Here is a 19,768-nt window from a genome sequence, read left to right as displayed (position 1 = left end):
GTTTACAGGATGGGAAGACGGCATTACATAAGGTAACAAAGGTGTTCAGTGATTATTAGCGTTAAAATAAAATTATATTAAAAGAATGGCCTTGGATTTAAATGAATGGGATTTAACAAGAAGTTATGCTGCGTTTTACAGTGGCTTTTTAAGTTGAGATACGTTGAAAATAGGTGGTAAAATTTACAACAAAGGGGGGGTTATTTATTGAGGCTTGTATCGTGTAATAAGTTGGCTTGCTTGGTTGTCCTAGGAGGGATTTTGACCGTAATTGCTACAGGTTTTGGAGGGGATAAGGAACCTTATAAACTTCCCGATAAGCCCAAAGAGGCTGCTGTCTCGACATTTTCAGAATATATGAACGCTTCTATGAGTCGCGATTACGATAAGATGATTTCACTGTCTGATGATTATCGCTTTAAAACAGAACAGGCACGGCTTAACTTTCTAAAAGCTCAGGGAACACCGATTGATTATCGTATCGTGTCTGTGGATGACTCTAACCCTTCCAAGATTGTTGTTTCGTCGATAACGAAGTATGAGGATATGGAGTTACCTCCCATTAAGCATATTCTTGCTTTTGAGGAAGGAAAGTACCAACTACGAATGAGAAATGTTGTGATCAATATGATTCCTTCATCTCCTGACTACAGAACGGTCGAGTACGAGCCTGAGAAGGTAGATAATATTTTGGAAGATAATTTCAAGTGATTTTAATTTTTCAATTTTCTAATCAAACGGTCCAAAGCGTATCCAATGAGATACCAGAAAACTAGTGTAGTGAAGTAAACAATGGCTATGGGGATGTCTGCCTCTCGCACAAATCGAAATGATTCATACATCCAAACCAACGGGCTAATAATAGCTAATAGTATATTGTAGTCGTCGTACCCCGTAATATTTACAGTAATAACTAGACATGAGAGTAGGACCAGCCAAACACGAAAAGATTTCATTGCCTGGCTGAAGGTAGCATTTATTCCAAATTTATTTATTAAAATGTATTAAAAAGAACGATATTTCGATCCTATTTACATGTCACGATTTTTAGCCGTGCGGTATTTATATGGATTTGAGTGACGCTGGATTCTTTCAGACTTTTCGATTTATGATATACTCTCGATATATGATTTGGATGGGATGGTGATGGCTGAATGAATCGTACACACGATCTAGGCAAGCTAATCAAACTAACTGGAGATAGAGCAAAACTGGACGCTAAAGCAAATGGCACATATATCGTCTACAAAACGCCGGATGGTCAATTTGTTAAAGAGTACAGTGATGGTCAAGTCGAACGAATTAAAGAACAGGATATTTTATCATGAGTGAGCCGTTTGCTACTATGTTTGTATTCGCAGGAAACAACGGAAGTGGTAAGAGTACAATTCGTAATCTAATCGTTAAACGGGATTTTACCATAGAGAGGATACTTGCTGATAGCTGGGTTAAAATCATTGATAGTTACTTGCAAAATAAAAATACTGATCAAGAATAAACCGACAACTGTATGATTCAGTGATCGGTTTATTCTATATTTACATCCTATTGTGTCCACAATGTCAATTCGATGTGTATTGCACCTAAAATGGAACCCGTTAGTAATAAACTGTTATTATTTTTTAACAGACTTTAGCAAGAGGATGAACAGCATTCTGATCGTAGCGGCTACTTCGGATTCTTTTTCTCTACACTTTTTTCACTGGACGTAACACTGCGTAGCCGTATCCTTCCGGGAAATGCCGCTGATAATCCTGCTTCGTTCCCTCATCCCATTCATACCCCAGGCTGCTAGGGTCAAAGTTCCAAGCCTTCTCCTCCACCATTCTCATAACGTCTCCATTGTTTTTTAAATAATTGAAGGGTGGGTGGAAAAACACCAGATAATCTGATTCGGGGATGTCCCGGCACTTCATTCCTGCGGGAATCTCTCCGGCATAGTCAGCGGCGACCGGTATTCCATAGAGATAGCCCTTCTGACCATCCTGATAGAACCAGCCCGCAGTTTGACCCAATTGTTCGGGAAGCTTGAGATGAGACATGCTTTCCAATGTTCCGCAAATTTCATCACAATTGTGACCGTTTCTCCAGAAATCACCGTAGTTTCGTGAAGAAGTATCCCAAATTCCAATAAATTTGTGTGCTGGTATACGCTCGATTTTGACTTCAGCTTCTTGCAAATGATCCTTAACCATCTTATCCCGCTCCTTCAAATGGTAATGATAAGGAGAGAATACCTCAACACGAATGGCTAACGGAATAGGTCGGGGCTCCTTCTGGTATACAGCCGGAGTTACCTCAAACGCTTTTACAAATGCCCGTGTAAAAGCCTCCTGTGAAGAAAACCCATACTTTACTGCAACATCGAGGATGCGGACATTGCTATCCCGGAGTTCCAGTGCAGCACGGCTAATCCGGCGCATCCACACATAATCCCTTAACGTCATTCCTGTAAGAGAATGAAACTGTTTTGTACAGTAGTAAGGGGAGTAGCCTAACTGATCGGACATTCTCAACAACGAAGGTGCTGAAGTAAGATTATTATCAATCCAATCGATCATGAGCTGGACCATTTCGTTCCATTCGTACACGAGGGTTCCCTCCTTTCGACTCCATCTTAACAGCCGGAATGCAGGAATATTTGACTTGAGTTGCATGCACTCTTTTGTATTCATGAAGCTTTAATCAAGGGCTATGTTAGTCCTTGTTGTCTTGTTCTATTTTATTCCTCTACATAACGGATATATGGGCGTTGAAAGTACCTTTGATCAGACACGAAATAATATTGTTTGCCTATAACCAGAGGAGGGATCACAGACTTTGAGGAAATATATAATTCTTTATATTCACCTCCGTTAGAAGCATCTTTCTGTATGACCAAGTAATCATCTGTAGTTTTAACTAATTTAGCGGTTTCTGCTGAGTGATGACCTGAATAATAATAAATCCAGCTGAAAATCAGTGAAAAAAATATAATTCTTAAAATAGTTGCAACTGTTTTATTCTTTGTAATCAACATTCGCGCAAACCTCCTACAATTCATTCTTTCATTTGTAATAAAATATGTATGATTGGTTATTTAACCTGTTTATGTATATTGTAAGGTGTATGATCCGATGATGAAAGTAACTTTCACACAAAAAGCCTATCTGCCGTTGTTCAGGCAGATAGGCTTTTATAACATAAAGTTCCATTATACTTCGTGTTTATACGCAGTCTGTGCCTCTACATTACAATTGCACCGACCACACATTCCCTATTGTCAGTTATCCCTACGCTGACGTGCGCGGGCTTCGCCGCCTCTACGGCCAGCTTCTTCCCTACTCATTCTCCCGTCGCTATCACTTTGGTCTGAATTGCCACGGGCTTCGCCACCCTTGCGTCCGATTTCCTGATAGAAGTCCTTGCCATGATTTTTGGAAGTGGCTTCGCCACCTTTTTCGCCAATCTCCTGATAAAATTCTTTGTCGTGATTTTTAGCAGTAGCTTCTCCACCTAAACGTCCTGCCTCTTCGCGACTCAGTTTGCCATTTTGGTTGTTGTTAGCCATGTTCAATCACTCCTCATCGAATTTTAGTAAAGCGTGTTCGTGTATCTATTAACCTTCATGTCAGGAATTAAACATGTCTACTTTTTTATATAGGCTGGTAAATAACTGGATATATCCGCCTCGATCAGCGTTCCCATGCTTCTGTGTTCAATTGTTGCTGGCGGTTAAATAATGCCGGATAAATGAACAGGCTGAGCAGCACGCTGGTCAAAATAGCAGAGGTCATGGTAGTAAATACGATGAGCAATTGCAACCGCACGGCGGCAATCGGATTGGCACCTGCGATGATTTGCCCGGTCATCATGCCGGGAAGCTGGACAAGCCCGAGCGTTTTTTGTCCCTCAATGGTTGGAATCATACTGGAACGTATGCAATCCTTGAGTATAGGGAAGATGGCTTGTCTAGGCGTGCCGCCTAGCGCCAGAATGAGCATGATTTCAGGCTTGCGCAGCAGGACTTCCGACTTGAGCCGGGACACCAGCAGGCTGGACAAAATCATGGAGCTGCCAATGATCATGCCGCTAATCGGAATCATATATCGGGCTGTCGCCGGAATAATATGCAGGCCAATCAGGAATGCCTGCGTAACGATTTCCACACACAGCAGCGTCAGGAATGACTTCCACATGAGACCGGGGATAAATCGTCCTTTGCGCGCAACATTTTGTGAGGCTACGGTAATCATGAGCAGAATGAATAATACGATAAATCCGTAGCTTTGCATTCCAAAAATCAAATGCAATACATATCCAATCGCCAGCAGTTGAACCGACGCTCTGATCGTGGCGATGATAATGTCTCGGTCCAGACCGAGTTTGAAGGATTTGGACATGACGATGGCGATAAATACAAAACCGAGAGAGAGAATCAAGGCAACAATCGTCATACCCATTCTCCTGCTACAAACCTGCGGGTCTCACTATGCTGCGGAGCATTAAAAAATGTCTCCGTATCCGCTTGTTCTACCAGTCTTCCGTCGATCATCAGCCATGTCTCGTGGCCCACCCTGCGGGCTTGTTCCATATGATGCGTAATCCAGATCATCGTTGTTCCCTCTTCTTTGTTCATTTGCAGCAGCAGTTCCTCAACCTCTTTGACCGAGGCGGGGTCCAGTGCAGAAGTAATCTCATCCAGCAGTAAAATATCCGGGCGGTTCGCGAGCGTCCGCGCCAAGGCCAAGCGCTGTCTTTGTCCACCGGACAGTTCCTGCGCCTTTTGTTCCAACAGATCGCGGGTGAGTCCTACGCGTTCCAACAGGCCGGCAGGATCATCCAGCACTGTACCGTGCAGCCGTTCTACAGTTTGGAGATTGTACAGGACAGTTCCCTGAAGCACGGGAGCATCCTGAAAAACCAATGCTACTTTCCGTCTCAGTTCAGGGATTTCCCAATCCGATATCGGTTTACCGAGGACACGGATGTCCCCTTCATCCGGTGTCATTAGGAGGTTGCACAGTGAAAGCAACGTGCTTTTACCAGACCCCGATGGACCGACCAACGTGGTGATTTTGCCGGGGGAAACTTTTGCCGTAATCCCTTTCAGAACCGTACGTTGCTGTCCAGACCCGGCGAAATATTTGAGAATGTGATTGAATTCAATAGCTGGAAGTGGCTTGGGTTCCATAGATATAGCTAGCTCCTTTGTAGGGGATCGAGAAAGGGATCAGATCCGTTCTATAATCTTATTTTTTTATTATATCAGTAATAACTGCTATGCTCTTCTATAAAGGTTCGATGCAGCAGGTTGGCTGTTTTAAACGGCATTTTCTTTGTATAAACTAACAGGATTAGTTAAAATAGAATCTAGATCAATTATGTATAGGTATAAGGAACCGGATTACATAGAAATTCGATGAAAGGAGACAGGATGATGTCGCCTAGAAACGGAGTAAAGCTGCAAGATATCCTATGGGCTGCCGAGGACATTGCCAATGAACAAGGGATGGGGGATGTCACGCTCACCACGCTGGCGCAAAAGCTGCATATTCGCCCTCCGTCCTTGTATAACCACGTGAACGGATTGAACGGACTGCGCCAAGTACTGGCATTGCACAGTCTCGAACAGTTGGAGGAAGCTTTGATGAGCGCAGCGGTTGGTAGAGCGGGCGAAGATGCGCTGACCGCTATGGGGAAGGCGTATATGCGGTATGCTCGGGAGCGACCCGGTTTGTATGAAGCGATGCTGTATGCAACTGATCGAAATGATACCGAAATGAGGCAGGCTGCGGATCGCGTGGCCGAGCTGGTCATTACCGTCCTGTCCAGTGGTTATGGCTTCAAGGAAGAAGATTGCATTCATGCAGCGAGGGGATTCCGTAGTCTGCTTCATGGATTCGCCTCGCTTGAACAAAAGGGCGGCTTTGGTTTACCTGTGGAGGTGGACCGGAGTATTGAGGTGATGATGGCTACCTTTTTGGCAGGTCTGCGTGTGCGGCAAAAGTGAGATGTCGAGCTTACCAAAGAAGTCTGATTTCAACCTGATGCAGCTAACATGATTGTGTCGCAGACCCGAAGGGTAAAATACATCTGTATAATGTAGATGAGAGACTGCGAATACAGGAGGGATATGAGTGAACGTACTGGTGATTGGTGCAAATGGAAAAGTAGGCAGACATCTTGTCCGTCTATTGGGGCAAAATGAATCGCATCGCGTAAAGGCGTTGATCCGAAATTCGGATCAGGCCGAAGCGCTTGAACGTTTGGGAGCAGAAACGGTGGTAGCTGACCTCGAAGGGACGGTTGGCGAAATTGCCGCAGCTATAAAAGGCAGCGATGCTGTCGTATTCACAGCAGGCTCCGGCGGGAATACAGGTGCAGATAAAACGCTGCTTATCGACCTGGATGGAGCGGTCAAAGCGATGGAAGCCGCTGAGCAAGCGGGTATTCAGCGCTTCGTTATGGTCAGCGCCCTACATGCGGAGAATCGGGAGCAGTGGCCCGAATCCATTAAACCGTATTATGTGGCGAAGCATTACGCTGACCGCCTGTTGGAAGCGAGCAACCTAGACTACACGATTCTTCGTCCGGGTGGCCTGACGGATGATGTGGGAACCGGCAAAGTTGCTACTGGTGAGGAGCTCACCAGCCACACCATTTCCCGTGAAGATGTGGCGGCAGCGGTGGTAGCAGCGCTGGAGGAACAGCAGACGTATCATCGTGCAATTAATTTGGTGTCTGGCAGTACACCTATTGCTGAGGCAATCCGGCTATAATTACGGATGAAGTTGTTGCACAGAGGACGCTTATAAATGACAAAAAAGCGAGAAGACGGCCATCCATGGTCATCTTCTCGCTTTAATAATTTTACAGCTTGGTTGGATCAATTCCTTTTGGGAATGTTTCTTCAAAGCTATGCTTTTTCTCGTATAAGTTGTACCAAGCTTCTGCGATGATATCTGGATCTCCTGCCGTACCAGATTGTATGAAAGTGCCGATTGAAAGGTGTCCTACAAAAACTCCTTTTTCTTTCAGTTCATTATGCAGGTTAGTTGCATAGTTCCGAAGACCGGACATCACGATACCACCATTCCCAAGACTGGGCAAAGGGAACATGGCAGATATGCCTGTTGTAAATAGAATCGCACCCGAACCCTTGCTGATCATATCGGGCAATACTTCATTCACGGATAGAACTGCAGGAAGCACAATGCTATTGACTTGTTCCAAGACGCTTGCGGGCGTTGTTTCTAAAATATTTGTGAAATTACTCCATCCTGCATAAGGACTGAATTCGAGTACATCAATACTGCCTAAGTCCTTTTTAGCAGCCAGTAAGGCTTGTTTTAACGCGTTTAAATCCGTAATATCCGCGACATAAGAGTGCGCTACAATATTCAGGCTTTTTAGTTCATTTGTGATGATTTCCAATTTTTCTGGATTACGAGAAACTAAAGCTACCTTAAACCCCTGTGCCCCGAATTTTTTCGCGATAGATAAACCTAACCCGAGTCCCGCACCAATGATTGCAATAGTTTTCATCTTATATGAACTCCTTATTTGTGGTATATTTTAAAGCAACATATGTTGTTTTAGTAAGTATAAGCCCGCTTACTGTACGGAACAACCAACAATTAAATGAGAATGTTGCTATAAAATAAAAAACTAAAATGTGTAAAATAAGGAGGGCAGAATGTGGGGACAAAAGTAAAAAATATGCGAATGACACATACAAAGAGATCGTTGATTAATGCTTTTGTTAATTTAGTGAATGAAAAGGATTTTGAAAAGATAACAATAGCAGATCTAACAAAAGGGGCCCAAGTGAATCGTGCTACATTTTATGCACATTTTAATGATAAGTACGAAATGTTGGATTACATGATTGACGACTCTGCTTCGAACGTCATTGAAAAACGAACATTAGGAGTAGTAGAGTTCGATCAGGACACCATAAATCAACTCGTTCTAGCAGTATGTGACTTTCATCAACAACCGAAAATTAAATGTCGTCGTAGCTATTTAAGTCTTGCGCCTCTGTTGAAAGAAAAAATGTTAATTGAGCTGAAAAAATATTTAGTGAAAAGTTTAGATAACATCTGTACAGACTCAGAGAAGAGTTTTTATGTACCTATTTATGCCAATATCGTACATGAGGCTGGTTATTTATGGGCATCTGGAAATACTCCGTTTGATAAAGAGGAAATAGCCAAGAAGGCTTCATTATTAATAACAGGAGGAAAAGGTTAATTCTTGTTTTGAGAGGCATCCCCGGAAGCAGAGTTCCGAGGATGCTTTTTTGCTGTTTCCTCAGTATGATCGTCCCCGTAGCAGTTCCAAGCTCCAACTCCGGGTGAATAGCGGCAAAAATATTTGCTTAAAACTAATTATATTATTTATAATACTAATATGATTAGTTTGTGATTAAAACAAGGAGATGAGCTAAAATGCGTATTGTTCAGGTGCAGCATGTGTATCAATTGACATTTATGCCCCGCCTGTTCCCGGTGAACTGTTATTTGGTGGAGGAGAAAGAGGGGCTCACCTTGGTAGATGCCGGATTGCCATACAGTACTCGTGGTATAGAGCAGGCTGCGGCGCGGATCGGGCAGCCGATTATTCGAATTGTACTTACCCATGCCCATGGGGATCATGTGGGTGCATTAGATAAGCTCAAGGCAAGGTATCCTGACGCGCAAGTATTCATTTCCAGGCGGGACGCACCGCTGCTACAGGGCGATGTATCGTTGGAGGCAGGAGAACCGGATACTCCTATTCGAGGCGATGTACCGAAGCATATTCTTACCCAGCCTGACGTTTTACTGGAGGACGGGGATCATGTGGGTTCGCTGTTGGCGATCAGCGCACCAGGACATACGCCGGGCTCGATGGCATTTTTGGATACTCGTACCCGCGCGTTGATTGCAGGCGACGCTTTCCAGACCCGAGGTGGTATAGCGGTATCGGGAAGGCTTAAGCCGCTGTTTCCTTTTCCGGCACTGGCTACCTGGAATAAAGAACTGTCGCTGAAAAGCGCCAAAAAGCTGGCGAGTTTCAATCCATCTTTACTAGCTGTTGGTCACGGTAACATGCTGAAGCATCCACAATCTCAGCTGGAAAGGGCGATTATGGAGATGGAACGACAATCTTCAGTGTGATGATTCCGTATTCAGCCAACATTCAGCCAGAACTCACAAAGTCCTAAGCTAAGGCAGATACAATATGGGAAAATAGAAACAGAGAGAGGTGCATCGGATTTGAACGTTTGGAAAGCGAACGGTCTGAAATATATACTTCTATTTAGTCTCATATTGTGTGCTGTCGCTAGTGTCGTTTCGTTATGGAGTTATTCAGGTAGTTCTGCGTCCCAGTCTGCGACTGTTAGGCAGGGCCCATCCGGTGGGTTCGGAGGAGGAAGCGGACCTGGTGGAGGTATGGGAGGACCGGGGCAACGTCCTTCTGACGGTCAGACCGCGGGGAACCGTGGAGCAGGAAATGTAGGACAAGATCAGCAGGATTCGGCGAATAGTGCTGACAGCAAAAATCAGGGGACGACAGACCAAACTACCAACTCCTCCACTGAGGGGACATCGACATCGGGTGACAAAGGTACAACGGCCGGAAATGATACGTCTTCGGGCGGCAGTGGTGTTGCCGGAGACGGACAGAACAGAGGCCCCGGTGGCATGTCTGGTAACGGATCTGGCATGGGCGGTCCTGGCGGTGGTATGGGTGGTGGAAGAAGTGGCAACTCCTCATCTGCTTATGCTACTCCGCTGGCGATTTTCGCCGCTTTGTTCTTCGGTGCATTCGTGTTTATTGCGTACTGTTTTCGGGCTCATGAATGGAAGCTCGGGGAACGTAATCGGGGACTGATGCTGTGGACAGTGCTGGGCGTGGGGTTCTTTTTAAGAATGGCGATCGCCCCATGGATCTCGGGTCATATGGATTTGATGCTATTCCGGAACTGGGCTACGACAGCAGCGGATAGCTTATCGGGCTTTTACACGAACGGATCAAGTGATTATCCGCCGTTCTATATTTATATTTTATATGTGATCGGTCAAATCGGCTCTACGGATGCTTTCAGTCCCTACATGTCCGTACTGCTGCGGCTTCCCAATATATTAGCCGATATCGTGACAGCGTACATGCTGTACCGGTTGGCGAGCAAACGGGTCGGCTATGGAATAAGCCTTGGATTGGCTATATTCTACGTGTTTAACCCAGCTGTATTTATCAATTCGACCTTCTGGGGACAGGTGGATTCTTTCTTTACTATGCTGATTGTGGGCATGATTGTGCTGCTTGTGGAAAACCGGGTCGGCTGGTCGACTGTATTGTTTACGGTAGCCGTATTGATGAAGCCGCAGGGGATTATTTATGGGCCTGTTTTGTTCTTTGAACTGCTGAGACAACGTAAAATACAGCCTTGGCTGTTGTCCATTGGCGGTGCTGTTGTGACGACCATTCTGGTCATATTGCCATTTTCGTGGGGGCAGGAGCCGTTATGGCTGCTTGACCTATACAAGGGAACGGTCGGCGAGTATCCGTATGCTTCGGTGAACGCATATAATTTCTTTGCACTGATCGGTGGCAATTATACGCAGGACACTACAACATTGTTCCTGTTCAGTTACCATACATGGGGTATGATCTGCATTGTGCTGGTGACTCTGTTTACGTGGTGGATGTATATCCGCAGTCGCAAACCACAATTTGCAGCGGCAGCTGCACTGGTGCTCATTGCAGGTGTATTTACCTTCGCTTCCAGCATGCATGAACGGTACTTGTTCCCTGCGGCAGCGTTAGCTGTACTAGCGTATCTGTATTTACGAGACCGCAGATTTTTGTGGCTTGCGGGTGGATTCAGTCTTACCATTTTCCTGAACACCTTTGATATCTTCTATAGCTCCAATGCTCGCGATTCATACGGTATTATTTTGTGTGTGACATCATTGTTGAACGTGTTGCTGTTTGGGTATTTGGTCAAAGTAGTATGGGATTGCTCCAAATCGACCACGATTGAGACTGCTCCTTCCACAGACAGAGTTTCGCCAGAACTTCCTTCAGCGCGGCCTGCATGGGGAGCAACTTCCCAAGGTGTGAACACGACAATTGATAGTTAGTGGAGTATAAAATATGCTAAAAAACCGCCTTTTAACGAAATGGAAGTGGTTGATAGATCAACTGCAATCCATAAGTTAAAGAAGCGGTTTTTCGTTGTCCTCATGTTGGAGTAACATTGTATCTATGTGTCTCAATCCATATATTCGTTCAGTTTCTGTACATCGCAGATGGTGATCTCTCGTGTACCCTTGCTATGAATAATCCCCAGCTGTTCAAATTTTCCGAATTTGCGACTGATGGTTTCGCGTGTGACACCAACATAATTAGCCATTTCCTCGCGTGAAAGGGGGAGGTTTATTTTAATGTAGGAACCATCCGGCTTCCCATATTTATGTCCAAGCTCAAGAATCATATAGGCGATGCGGATTTCCGGGTCTTTGGTAGCTAGGCTTTGAGCCAGGTTTTCGGTATGTGCCAAGCGTTTAGTAATGGTTTTGAGCAGCTTCAAAGAGATATCGGGATTGTTGCGAATCAACTGCTCCATATCATCCTTGGTGAGCATACAAATATCAGTATCTTTTAAGGCATACGCACTAAAGTTACTCAGCTCATCGCTGTTAAATATGTTCAACTCGCCAAAAAAATCGCCAGTTGTCAGAATGTGCAGAATTTGCTCCTTGCCCTGAGGCGTCATCTTCAGCAGCTTGACATGCCCGCTTTTAATAATGTACAGCGTATCGGATGCTTGTTCCTCGATAATCAGGGCTTCACCCTTCTGATATTTTCGGTGTCGGATCATGGAGCTGACCTTACACAAATCTTCGCAGGACAAAGAGGAAAAGATAGGAACTTTGCGGGCACAGGGCTCCTTTTCGCACTGGCAGGGACAGGACATCTCATTCACATTCATTCACTCCATTCATAAACCGGAAACTACAGGTTATAGTGCATGGTTGTTATTCTGTATCATCTATTGGGGCAAAATGACTTTGATCCTCACCGCAGACTGGACAAACCCAGTCTTCTGGAAGATCCTCAAACGCTGTACCGGGCATAACGTCTTCATCGGGGTCACCGATAGCAGGATCATAAATGTATCCACAGGGCTGACATACATATTTTTTCATCTCTAGTTCTCCTTGTCATTCAAAATTTTTGTAAGCTCTGGTGCGTCCGGTTTGAGTCCCTGCATGATGGCTGTTTTGTATGGTAGTGAAGCAAGGGCATCCCCAAAGCCAATCACGCCGCAGATAGAGCCGTTTTGTATGAACATACGTGTATAAGAAGCTTGATTTTTAGTAATTAGGCTGGTGTCGCAGACTTGTTCATCTACTAGACCGATGGAAAAGAGAGGAGATTCATAGCAGTTCGAAAGGGTTACAGGGAGGGGACGCTGATAGCTGACGGATGCGCCCGCCATATTAGCGCCTGCTATTTTTCCCTGCTCCATTGCGCTTTCCCATAAACCATCTACTCTACTCTGAAATTCGGTTGCATCACCTGCTGCATAGATGTTGGCGGAGCTGGTCTCCATCTGCGCATTCACCAGAATGCCTTGTCCAATATCAAGGCCGATTTGGCGAGCAAGCTCCGTATTCGGTACAATTCCGATAGAGCACACGACATGCTCGCAGGGGATAACAGAGCCGTCCTGTAGTTCCACACCTTCTACGTGATCTGTGCCTTTAATACGTTTTACGCCTTGCCCAAGGTGTACCTGAGTACCCCGTTCGGTCATTCGATCGGTCAAAATAGCGGAGGCCTTTTCATCTAGCTGACGGGGCATAAGCCGATGCGAAGCTTCCAGTATGGTTACAGAATATCCTGCTTGCTGGAAGGACCAGGCGGTTTCCACGCCTTGAATACCGCCGCCGATGATACATATCCGGTCTCCCTGTCGCAATTCCGCTTTAAGGCGATCTGTATCTTGTCGAAAACGGATATTGTGAACGTTCCTTAGAGAAGCCCCATCTAGCACAAGCTTACGGTTGTGAGCTCCTGTACACAGCAGCAGCTTGTCATAAGCAACGGTTTGTCCATCTATTGTTTTGATAGTACAGTCCTCAGGATGTATCTCGGTTATCTTGATGCCGGAATACACATGAATTCGTTGATTGGCAAACCATTTTTCCTTTTTGATCAGGATTTTGTCACTGTGCAAATCAGTGAATAGTCCCTTGGAAAGTTTGACTCTGTTATACGGAAAGGATGCTTCCTCCCCGTAAATAGAAATTTCGGCCAGCTCATCTTGATCTCTAATCGCTTTTGCCGCGTTGACGGCGGCGACACTGCCTCCGATAATAACGTAATGTTGGTTACCCATTCAGTATCTCTCCTATTCGCTATACGCTACTGTGTTTTAAATAACACTAAGCAGTAGATCTGAGACAAATTCAGCGGCATTTTTAATTTTCTTCACTTTTTCAACTTCTGTAGGAGAGAAACGAATACGTACCGGGAATTCCACATGGGTCATACCCGTTGATTTGATTACATCTGAAGTGCTTTGAACCTTCATATTAGTACCGTTCAAGTAATCCTGTACAACTTCAATGGCTTCCCCGCTCCAGCCGTAGGAACCAAAGGCAGCAGCCAGCTTGCCTTCCAGATTCATCTTTTGCATTTGTTGCAACAGGTCTTCCAATTTGCCCGTCATGTCGGCATATTTGGTAGAGCTACCGACGAAAACAGCATCTGCTGAGGCAATACTATTCAATATTTCCGTTTCAGCGGCTTTATCCACGTCCCATAGCTCCACCTTGATTTGGTTCTCCAAAAAGCAGTCTTTCAGGATGTTTGCCATTTTTTTAGTGTTATTTTTTAGGGTGGCATAGACAATCGCTACTTTTTTATCATCCTTGGTTTCGGTACTCATAGAGGCGTACAAATCAATAAACTTGGAAATATCATGCCGGATCGCGAAGCCGTGGGAAGGTGCAATCATCTCAATATCCAGATCGGCAACAGCTTCGATTAATGTGCGCACATATCTGCGATGCGGATGAATAATAGCCTGATAGTATCCGATAAAGTCCTCGGTGATATCAAAACCAGCCTCATCGGCAAATAGATGCTCTACAGCCACATGTGTACTGAAAATGTCGCAAGGGAACAAGATTTTATCTTCTATACAATACGTAATCATGGTTTCTTCTGTATGCAGATAAGGAGTTTCTTTGAATAGCAGCGTTTTGCCTCCAATGTCCAGTTGATCCCCATCCTTGATGACGAGGAAGTTACGATGCTGAAGCTTGTACATTTGTTGAATTTCCGGAACGGCAATCTCAGTGCAGACAATCGTAGCGTTCGTTGCCTTGGAAGCAAGTGCCGCCAATCCGCCCGAGTGATCCGGTTCCGTGTGATTGACAATAATATATTGAATGTCCAATGGATCGATCAATTCGGCCACAGCTTCGGCAAATTCTCTACCGAACGCCATATCTACGGTATCCACAATGGTTGGTTTTCCAGTTTTCAATAGATATGCATTATAGGTTGTACCCTTAGATAATGTAAGACGATGAAAGGGTACCTCACGATTATCAATTTTTCCTACCCAATAAATATCCTTTGCCAGCTTGAATCCAGGCTTCATATGAAATAACCTCCTGCTTGTTTTGTTTATCTAGCACAATTTGATTCTAGTTGGATGTGTCGATGAAAAAGATGATTGAAATCAAATTTTTAAATATTTTAAAAGTATTTTTACTTAAATTTAGTTTTGTGATTGCAATCACAAGGCGAGCGAAATAATCCAATACAATAAAGGTATTAATCCATCTTAAGCAAATTTAATTTCAAACAGGAGCGTGAACCAATATGAAAAAATCAAACCTCATTCAGTTTCAGGAATATAAAGAAGCTGGGTTTACAAAACGAATTGTGCATAAGGAAGCCGACAATGTAATATTTATTCTCAACTTTACTCCGAATGCCGAACTGCCAACACATAATCACCCAGGAGCGAATGTATATTTGCTGGTTCTTGAAGGCAGCGGTACTGTAACTGTGAACGGCGAAGCAACGGAAGTTATCCAAGGGGATATCATTCATGTTACGGGGGATGAGCACTTTTCCTATCGTGGCGGTGCAGAGGCGAATTCCAGTCTGCATGTAGTGTTGACCCAAACGCCAAGTGAAAGCTATGCGCAAAACATATAAAAGAGGACACAGCAGAAACATGCTCATATAAAAAAAGAAAATGGTTATTTTTTTTCACTCATATTGATAATGAATATCATTATCAAATTTTAAGAAGAGGTGTTAATAACCAATGCAGACAGTAGATTACAAACAGGTGCCAGGGCACTGGATATTAGCAAGTCTCGGTAAGCGCGTGCTTAGGCCCGGAGGGTTAAAAACAACACGTTGGATGATAGAGGGACTTGACGTAACCGGGCAGGATGAGGTTATTGAGTTTGCCCCCGGATTGGGTATAACTGCCCAAATCACATTGCGGCTTAATCCCCGTCGTTATATTGCGATTGAACAGAATGAGAAGGCGGCTTCTATCGTAAAGACGTATGCAAGCGGAGCAAACCGGGAAGTCATTATTGCCGATGCTGAACAGGTTCCGTTGCCAGATGCCTCTGCGACGGTGGTATATGGGGAAGCCATGCTGACGATGCACACAAGGGCCAAGAAAGCGCAGATTATTTCGGAAGCTAGGCGGCTTTTGAAAGTAGGCGGGAAGTATGCAATTCATGAGATGTGCCTTGCTTCTAACCATATTGAGCCTGCGCTCAGAAAACAAATTTACAAGGATTTGGCTACAGCCATGAGAGTTAATGCGACACCGTTGACGGTGTCAGAGTGGGAACAGCTGCTGAAAGAGGAAGGCTTTAAGGTCGTTAAAATCTATACGGTTCCCATGCACTTATTGCATCTGCCACGTATCATTCAGGACGAGGGCTGGTTGAGATTTGGGAAAATTGTCTTTAACCTTATGCGTAACCATGCTGCCCGAACAAGGGTTATGGGTATGCGCAAGCAGTTTGTAAAGTACGCCGACCATCTGCAAGCGGTCAGTATCATCGCTGAGCGATAGCCTGAATTCATGAATAAGAGAATAAAGCTTTTTATGCAATAGCAATAAAGGAGACGAACCCCTATTCAGGGATTCGTCTCCTTTTTGTATATTTGCTGCTTTGGCCTGGCTGCTGGAGTGTGCATGCTTTTCACCCCTCTATTCGTCATATAATAGGTGTAAAGAAAATTTCCAATTCCTGATGTTTTACATTACCATAGTGACTGAGATCATTGGAATAGTTAACTAAAATAATAAAATAGGCATACATCAAAAGGAGGAAGCCTGTTATGAAGCTGCATCGAGCCATTGTGGTGGATGATGAAACCTTTACTCGTAAAGGGCTGCTTCAACTCATGGATTGGCAAGCCTGTGGATTTGAAATCGTAGGAGAAGCTGATAACGGTGAGGATGCGCAGGAGCTAATCAGCCGTGTTCACCCGGACCTGGTCATTACGGATATTCGTATGCCTGTGCTGGACGGATTAGAGCTGATTCGGTCTGTGCTCGAACAGAGTACAGACCATCCCGCGTTTATTATCTTGAGCGGCTATAGTGATTTTGCTTATGCGCAGCAGGCAATTCGCTATGGGGTTCATGATTTTATGCTTAAGCCGATCGATGAGGGTGACTTTTCGGCTACACTGCGCAAGCTGAGTGAAAGACTGCATCGTGAACAACAGAATGCACAACGATATCAGAATCACCATGCAGGTGGGCTGTTAGAGACTGTGATGATGAACCCAGTGGATGATGTAGTGGTGACACAGTGGGAGCAGCAGCTACGGCTTGGGGAAGCCGCGTATATGTACTATGTACTCGTCGAGCTGAATGACCAGCATCCCTGGCGCTCCGGTGACAATAATATCATGCTATCGCTTTTCCAATTCAGGGAGCTTATAGAGCAAGCGCTTCATCGTTTAATGGATGGCAAGTACCCTTTCTATGTTCATGAGCATCGTAACCGGATTGGTCTTATCGTACCGGACTTCTTTTTGGGGTGTTTTGAAGGCAAGGTCGAAGTTTTTATGAAAGCGCTACAACGAGAGATAGAGGGGATGAAGACACTAAAAGATCAGCTGGGAAGTCGGGTTTTCGTTTATGCAGGAAAGCCTGTGAATCGGTTGCAGGATATCCAGCAGTCCTATGCCTGTGCGAAGGAAGCAGTGCTCCATAAATACATTTATGACGATGGGGGTATTGTTGTATATCTACAGGAGGAAATGCCACCACTTCACTATAAGACCATCCCTCAGGACGTGCTGGATCGCTTGACGGAACAAGTTGAGGAACTGCGGTTGGATGAGCTACGTGTGGCCGTGGATTATTTATTTAGCAGTTTTCGGGAGGAGTGTTATGCACCTGAGGCTATGAAAATGAGTCTGCATCAATGCTTACTTAGTATCGTTCGGGTCATTCAAAACATGCAGGGAGATGAGCGCTCACTTCAGTCACTAGAACCGATGATGAACTGGCAGGACATGAACCTGTCAATGGGTGAACTACAGCGATTGTTTACAGCTTTTGTAGAGGAAAGTGGAAGGTATATTTGGGTTCTGCGCAAGGATTGTCAGCAAGGAGGCATCCAGCACATCCGTGCTTACATTGAGCAGCATGCCGCCGAGAATATAAGCTTGAAAAGTATTGCGGCTCGCTTTTACATGAACCCGGTATACCTCGGTCAATTGTTCAGGAAAACATATGGTGTGTACTTTAACGAATTTCTGCTGAAATTGCGTGTTCAGGAGGCGAAACGCTTGTTGCGGCAGACGGATTTGCGGATTTATGAAATTGCTGAGCGCGTGGGCTTCGGCAGTTCAGACTATTTTGTTACCCAGTTTGAAAAGATGACGCATGCCACGCCAAGCGAATACCGCAACAGCCTAAGTGTTGGCATCGAGACAGAGAGGACCGGCGAGTGAAGATGCTGAGAATGACTCTTGATCATGTGCGACTGCGAGATAAAATGCTGCTGCTTTATTTTCTCTGTGTTTTTACGCCTGTAGTGTTAACCAATTTGATTTTTTACCATGTTACTTCGCAAAATGTGAAAGAACAGCGTATGCAGGATATTTCGCGAGCACTGGAACAGGTTAAAATTGAATTTTACCGTGAGTTTGAGGATGCACTGGAAATCTCATCTAACTTTTATACCGATCATCAGCTTAATGAGGTTCTGGAGGAAACATATCCCCAGCCCGCTGACTATATCGCTGCTTATGACTCTTATTTGCGTCGTATCTTGAACAATACTTTTAGCCCTGTATATCATTCCGTAGGTGGAATTACGATCTACACAGATAATCCGACGCTACTGGATGCCGGGGGAGTCAGCTTTATAGATGAGAGAGTCAGAAGCTTGCCCTGGTATAACAAAATCCCTGCCGGACGGCAGTCCAAGCCCATATTTGTACGCACCGAGGACAGCACAGGCGAACAGCTACACCCTTTTAGCCTAATTCGGCGGATGGACTACTTTTATTCTCAAAAGGACCGTGAAAAAATACTAAAAATAGAACTGCGAATGTCATCCATTCGGGATATTTTCAATAACCTGAATTTGCAGGGAAGTCTCTTTCTGTTGAACGAACGAGGGGAAATCGAATATACAACAGACCCTAAAGTGGATATAAACCGGAAAAATGTAGCCTATAGCGCTCTCAAACTGTCCGAGGACACTATGGAGTTCAAGACGAATTATGTGCTTAGGAATAATCTGAACGGCTGGAGCATTGTGGCTACGGTATCCAGAGATCAAATACTGTATGAAATGCGGGAATCCCGCAACTCAGTGCTTTTGTTAACCTGTGTAAATATGCTGCTGCCTACATTAATTATTATCTGGATTACACGTTCGCTGAACGTGAGGATTCATCGTATTTTAAAGCACATGAAAAAGGTGAAAAACCAGCATTTTGAGCTGATTCCCGGTACAGAGTCGCGAGATGAAATCGGGCAATTAACAGGTGAGTTTAACCGAATGACGTTGAAAATAAGGCGACTGATTAACGATGTTTATAGGGCCGATATTCAGCGAAAAAATCTAGAAATTCAGCGCAGACATGCCCAGTTGAATGCACTTCACAGCCAGATCAACCCGCATTTCCTGTTCAATGCGCTGGAGACGATTCGCATGCGGAGCTTGATGAAGCATGAGGATGAGACATCGCGCATTATTCATAACATGGCACGGATTTTCCGCAATTCGCTGGTGTGGAACAAGGATCGGGTTACTTTGGGGGAGGAGCTGGAGCTAATCCGTTGTTTTTTGGAAATTCAGCAATATCGTTTTGGAGAGCGGATACAGTACGAAGTGCAGGCGCGCCCTGAGGACTTGGACAATTTGCTTCCCAAAATGGTCGTGCTGACATTGGTCGAAAATGCAAGTATCCACGGCATTGAGCCGCTAAAGCATGGAGGACGCATTGAGATTCATTTCGAGCGTAAGGAAGAACAACTGCTTTTAACCGTTCGGGATGATGGAGTTGGCATGTCTGCGGAACAGGTACAACGTTTATATGGTTACATGCAAAGACAGGAAGAAATGGGTGAACATATAGGCCTGCAAAATGTCATCTATCGCCTTAAGCTTTACTACGGGAGCCGATTTAAGCTTACCATTCGCAGTGTACCCGGCGAGGGTACGGAGATCCAAATTAGGATTCCAGCGGAACGGGAGTGAGAACA

22 protein-coding genes are annotated in these 19,768 nt (G+C 44.8%); 12 read left to right on the top strand and 10 right to left on the bottom strand.

The window, feature by feature from the left end:
* Window positions 1-261 precede the first annotated feature (261 nt).
* From KAI37_RS24985 to KAI37_RS26605, 3 genes are all read left to right on the top strand, one after another.
* A complete protein-coding gene (locus KAI37_RS24985) occupies window positions 262-711 on the top strand; it encodes a hypothetical protein (RefSeq protein ID WP_258383023.1) in 450 nt (149 codons plus the stop codon).
* Window positions 712-1,154: 443 nt separating this feature from the next.
* A complete protein-coding gene (locus KAI37_RS24980; RefSeq protein ID WP_179085896.1) occupies window positions 1,155-1,328 on the top strand; it encodes a hypothetical protein in 174 nt (57 codons plus the stop codon).
* Window positions 1,325-1,498, top strand: a complete 174-nt coding sequence (locus KAI37_RS26605; RefSeq protein ID WP_158659132.1) for a hypothetical protein — start codon at window positions 1,325-1,327, stop codon at window positions 1,496-1,498. Before KAI37_RS24980 ends, KAI37_RS26605 begins: the two co-directional genes overlap by 4 nt.
* Before the next feature lie 190 nt (window positions 1,499-1,688).
* Here the strand turns inward: KAI37_RS26605 and KAI37_RS24970 are convergent, their stop codons facing one another.
* The 5 genes from KAI37_RS24970 to KAI37_RS24950 form a co-directional block, all read right to left on the bottom strand.
* Window positions 1,689-2,591 carry an AraC family transcriptional regulator gene (locus tag KAI37_RS24970; protein ID WP_076292783.1) on the bottom strand — a complete coding sequence of 301 codons (903 nt, stop codon included), beginning with the start codon at window positions 2,589-2,591 and terminating at the stop codon, window positions 1,689-1,691.
* Between the two features lie 131 nt (window positions 2,592-2,722).
* The gene (locus KAI37_RS24965; protein ID WP_076292782.1) at window positions 2,723-3,019 is read right to left on the bottom strand and encodes a hypothetical protein; all 297 of its coding nucleotides are present in this window, start codon (window positions 3,017-3,019) and stop codon (window positions 2,723-2,725) included.
* A 243-nt stretch (window positions 3,020-3,262) separates the two neighbouring features.
* Window positions 3,263-3,550: a KGG domain-containing protein gene (locus tag KAI37_RS24960; RefSeq protein WP_076292781.1), complete on the bottom strand. Its 288-nt coding sequence runs from the start codon at window positions 3,548-3,550 to the stop codon at window positions 3,263-3,265.
* 124 nt (window positions 3,551-3,674) lie between these two features.
* Window positions 3,675-4,436: an ABC transporter permease gene (locus tag KAI37_RS24955; protein ID WP_220030439.1), complete on the bottom strand. Its 762-nt coding sequence runs from the start codon at window positions 4,434-4,436 to the stop codon at window positions 3,675-3,677.
* Complete coding sequence (locus tag KAI37_RS24950) at window positions 4,433-5,173, bottom strand: ABC transporter ATP-binding protein (RefSeq protein ID WP_220030438.1); 741 nt, start codon at window positions 5,171-5,173, stop codon at window positions 4,433-4,435. The genes KAI37_RS24955 and KAI37_RS24950 overlap by 4 nt, the downstream gene beginning before the upstream one ends.
* A gap of 246 nt (window positions 5,174-5,419) precedes the next feature.
* On the opposite strand from KAI37_RS24950, the gene KAI37_RS24945 reads away from it, so the two are divergent.
* The gene (locus KAI37_RS24945) at window positions 5,420-5,992 is read left to right on the top strand and encodes a TetR/AcrR family transcriptional regulator (RefSeq protein WP_220031527.1); all 573 of its coding nucleotides are present in this window, start codon (window positions 5,420-5,422) and stop codon (window positions 5,990-5,992) included.
* A 127-nt stretch (window positions 5,993-6,119) separates the two neighbouring features.
* Window positions 6,120-6,761 (top strand): SDR family oxidoreductase, encoded by a 642-nt coding sequence (locus tag KAI37_RS24940; RefSeq protein WP_076292777.1) that lies wholly within the window; start codon window positions 6,120-6,122, stop codon window positions 6,759-6,761.
* Between the two features lie 91 nt (window positions 6,762-6,852).
* On the opposite strand, the gene KAI37_RS24935 is transcribed toward KAI37_RS24940, so the two are convergent.
* Window positions 6,853-7,527 carry an SDR family NAD(P)-dependent oxidoreductase gene (locus KAI37_RS24935; protein ID WP_220030437.1) on the bottom strand — a complete coding sequence of 225 codons (675 nt, stop codon included), beginning with the start codon at window positions 7,525-7,527 and terminating at the stop codon, window positions 6,853-6,855.
* 153 nt (window positions 7,528-7,680) lie between these two features.
* Between KAI37_RS24935 and KAI37_RS24930 the strand changes: the two genes are divergently transcribed.
* The 3 genes from KAI37_RS24930 (at window position 7,681) to KAI37_RS24920 (ending at window position 11,114) form a co-directional block, all read left to right on the top strand.
* Window positions 7,681-8,235 carry a TetR/AcrR family transcriptional regulator gene (locus KAI37_RS24930; protein WP_071643835.1) on the top strand — a complete coding sequence of 185 codons (555 nt, stop codon included), beginning with the start codon at window positions 7,681-7,683 and terminating at the stop codon, window positions 8,233-8,235.
* Window positions 8,236-8,432: 197 nt separating this feature from the next.
* Complete coding sequence (locus KAI37_RS24925) at window positions 8,433-9,143, top strand: MBL fold metallo-hydrolase (protein ID WP_076292774.1); 711 nt, start codon at window positions 8,433-8,435, stop codon at window positions 9,141-9,143.
* A gap of 276 nt (window positions 9,144-9,419) precedes the next feature.
* Entirely contained in the window at window positions 9,420-11,114 is a 1,695-nt protein-coding gene (locus KAI37_RS24920; protein ID WP_220031526.1) for a glycosyltransferase 87 family protein, read from the top strand.
* A gap of 131 nt (window positions 11,115-11,245) precedes the next feature.
* Here the strand turns inward: KAI37_RS24920 and KAI37_RS24915 are convergent, their stop codons facing one another.
* From KAI37_RS24915 to KAI37_RS24900, 4 genes are all read right to left on the bottom strand, one after another.
* On the bottom strand, window positions 11,246-11,950 hold the full coding sequence (locus KAI37_RS24915; RefSeq protein WP_069292037.1) for a Crp/Fnr family transcriptional regulator: 705 nt from the start codon (window positions 11,948-11,950) through the stop codon (window positions 11,246-11,248).
* A gap of 61 nt (window positions 11,951-12,011) precedes the next feature.
* Window positions 12,012-12,182: a rubredoxin gene (gene rd / locus KAI37_RS24910; RefSeq protein WP_007432984.1), complete on the bottom strand. Its 171-nt coding sequence runs from the start codon at window positions 12,180-12,182 to the stop codon at window positions 12,012-12,014.
* 2 nt (window positions 12,183-12,184) lie between these two features.
* Window positions 12,185-13,378 carry an NAD(P)/FAD-dependent oxidoreductase gene (locus KAI37_RS24905; protein WP_220030436.1) on the bottom strand — a complete coding sequence of 398 codons (1,194 nt, stop codon included), beginning with the start codon at window positions 13,376-13,378 and terminating at the stop codon, window positions 12,185-12,187.
* A gap of 36 nt (window positions 13,379-13,414) precedes the next feature.
* Window positions 13,415-14,650 carry an FprA family A-type flavoprotein gene (locus KAI37_RS24900; RefSeq protein WP_220030435.1) on the bottom strand — a complete coding sequence of 412 codons (1,236 nt, stop codon included), beginning with the start codon at window positions 14,648-14,650 and terminating at the stop codon, window positions 13,415-13,417.
* A 224-nt stretch (window positions 14,651-14,874) separates the two neighbouring features.
* Here KAI37_RS24900 and KAI37_RS24895 point away from each other — a divergent pair, with 224 nt between their 5' ends.
* The 4 genes from KAI37_RS24895 (at window position 14,875) to KAI37_RS24880 (ending at window position 19,763) form a co-directional block, all read left to right on the top strand.
* A complete protein-coding gene (locus KAI37_RS24895) occupies window positions 14,875-15,216 on the top strand; it encodes a cupin domain-containing protein (RefSeq protein WP_104497622.1) in 342 nt (113 codons plus the stop codon).
* 112 nt (window positions 15,217-15,328) lie between these two features.
* Window positions 15,329-16,102 carry a class I SAM-dependent methyltransferase gene (locus KAI37_RS24890; RefSeq protein ID WP_104497623.1) on the top strand — a complete coding sequence of 258 codons (774 nt, stop codon included), beginning with the start codon at window positions 15,329-15,331 and terminating at the stop codon, window positions 16,100-16,102.
* A gap of 269 nt (window positions 16,103-16,371) precedes the next feature.
* The gene (locus KAI37_RS24885; protein ID WP_076292769.1) at window positions 16,372-18,003 is read left to right on the top strand and encodes a response regulator transcription factor; all 1,632 of its coding nucleotides are present in this window, start codon (window positions 16,372-16,374) and stop codon (window positions 18,001-18,003) included.
* Window positions 18,000-19,763, top strand: coding sequence for a sensor histidine kinase (locus KAI37_RS24880; RefSeq protein WP_071643822.1), 1,764 nt, complete (start codon window positions 18,000-18,002; stop codon window positions 19,761-19,763). Before KAI37_RS24885 ends, KAI37_RS24880 begins: the two co-directional genes overlap by 4 nt.
* Window positions 19,764-19,768: the final 5 nt, after the last annotated feature.

Origin of the sequence: Paenibacillus sp. S25, assembly GCF_019454085.1 — a bacterium.
GTDB lineage: Bacteria > Bacillota > Bacilli > Paenibacillales > Paenibacillaceae > Paenibacillus > Paenibacillus polymyxa_B.
Note: the sequence above shows the minus strand (reverse complement) of the source record. Positions and strands in the feature narration are given on the sequence as shown.

Bases quoted from the DNA above. Each gene is read 5' to 3' on its own strand.
- KAI37_RS24980 (WP_179085896.1), top strand. From the start codon at position 1,155: ATGAATCGTACACACGATCTAGGCAAGCTAATCAAACTAACTGGAGAT.
- KAI37_RS26605 (WP_158659132.1), top strand. From the start codon at position 1,325: ATGAGTGAGCCGTTTGCTACTATGTTTGTATTCGCAGGAAACAACGGA.
- KAI37_RS24965 (WP_076292782.1), bottom strand. From the start codon at position 3,019: ATGTTGATTACAAAGAATAAAACAGTTGCAACTATTTTAAGAATTATA.
- KAI37_RS24960 (WP_076292781.1), bottom strand. From the start codon at position 3,550: ATGGCTAACAACAACCAAAATGGCAAACTGAGTCGCGAAGAGGCAGGA.
- KAI37_RS24955 (WP_220030439.1), bottom strand. From the start codon at position 4,436: ATGACGATTGTTGCCTTGATTCTCTCTCTCGGTTTTGTATTTATCGCC.
- KAI37_RS24950 (WP_220030438.1), bottom strand. From the start codon at position 5,173: ATGGAACCCAAGCCACTTCCAGCTATTGAATTCAATCACATTCTCAAA.
- KAI37_RS24945 (WP_220031527.1), top strand. From the start codon at position 5,420: ATGTCGCCTAGAAACGGAGTAAAGCTGCAAGATATCCTATGGGCTGCC.
- KAI37_RS24935 (WP_220030437.1), bottom strand. From the start codon at position 7,527: ATGAAAACTATTGCAATCATTGGTGCGGGACTCGGGTTAGGTTTATCT.
- KAI37_RS24925 (WP_076292774.1), top strand. From the start codon at position 8,433: ATGCGTATTGTTCAGGTGCAGCATGTGTATCAATTGACATTTATGCCC.
- KAI37_RS24920 (WP_220031526.1), top strand. From the start codon at position 9,420: ATGGGAGGACCGGGGCAACGTCCTTCTGACGGTCAGACCGCGGGGAAC.
- KAI37_RS24915 (WP_069292037.1), bottom strand. From the start codon at position 11,950: ATGTCCTGTCCCTGCCAGTGCGAAAAGGAGCCCTGTGCCCGCAAAGTT.
- rd (WP_007432984.1), bottom strand. From the start codon at position 12,182: ATGAAAAAATATGTATGTCAGCCCTGTGGATACATTTATGATCCTGCT.
- KAI37_RS24905 (WP_220030436.1), bottom strand. From the start codon at position 13,378: ATGGGTAACCAACATTACGTTATTATCGGAGGCAGTGTCGCCGCCGTC.
- KAI37_RS24900 (WP_220030435.1), bottom strand. From the start codon at position 14,650: ATGAAGCCTGGATTCAAGCTGGCAAAGGATATTTATTGGGTAGGAAAA.
- KAI37_RS24895 (WP_104497622.1), top strand. From the start codon at position 14,875: ATGAAAAAATCAAACCTCATTCAGTTTCAGGAATATAAAGAAGCTGGG.
- KAI37_RS24890 (WP_104497623.1), top strand. From the start codon at position 15,329: ATGCAGACAGTAGATTACAAACAGGTGCCAGGGCACTGGATATTAGCA.
- KAI37_RS24885 (WP_076292769.1), top strand. From the start codon at position 16,372: ATGAAGCTGCATCGAGCCATTGTGGTGGATGATGAAACCTTTACTCGT.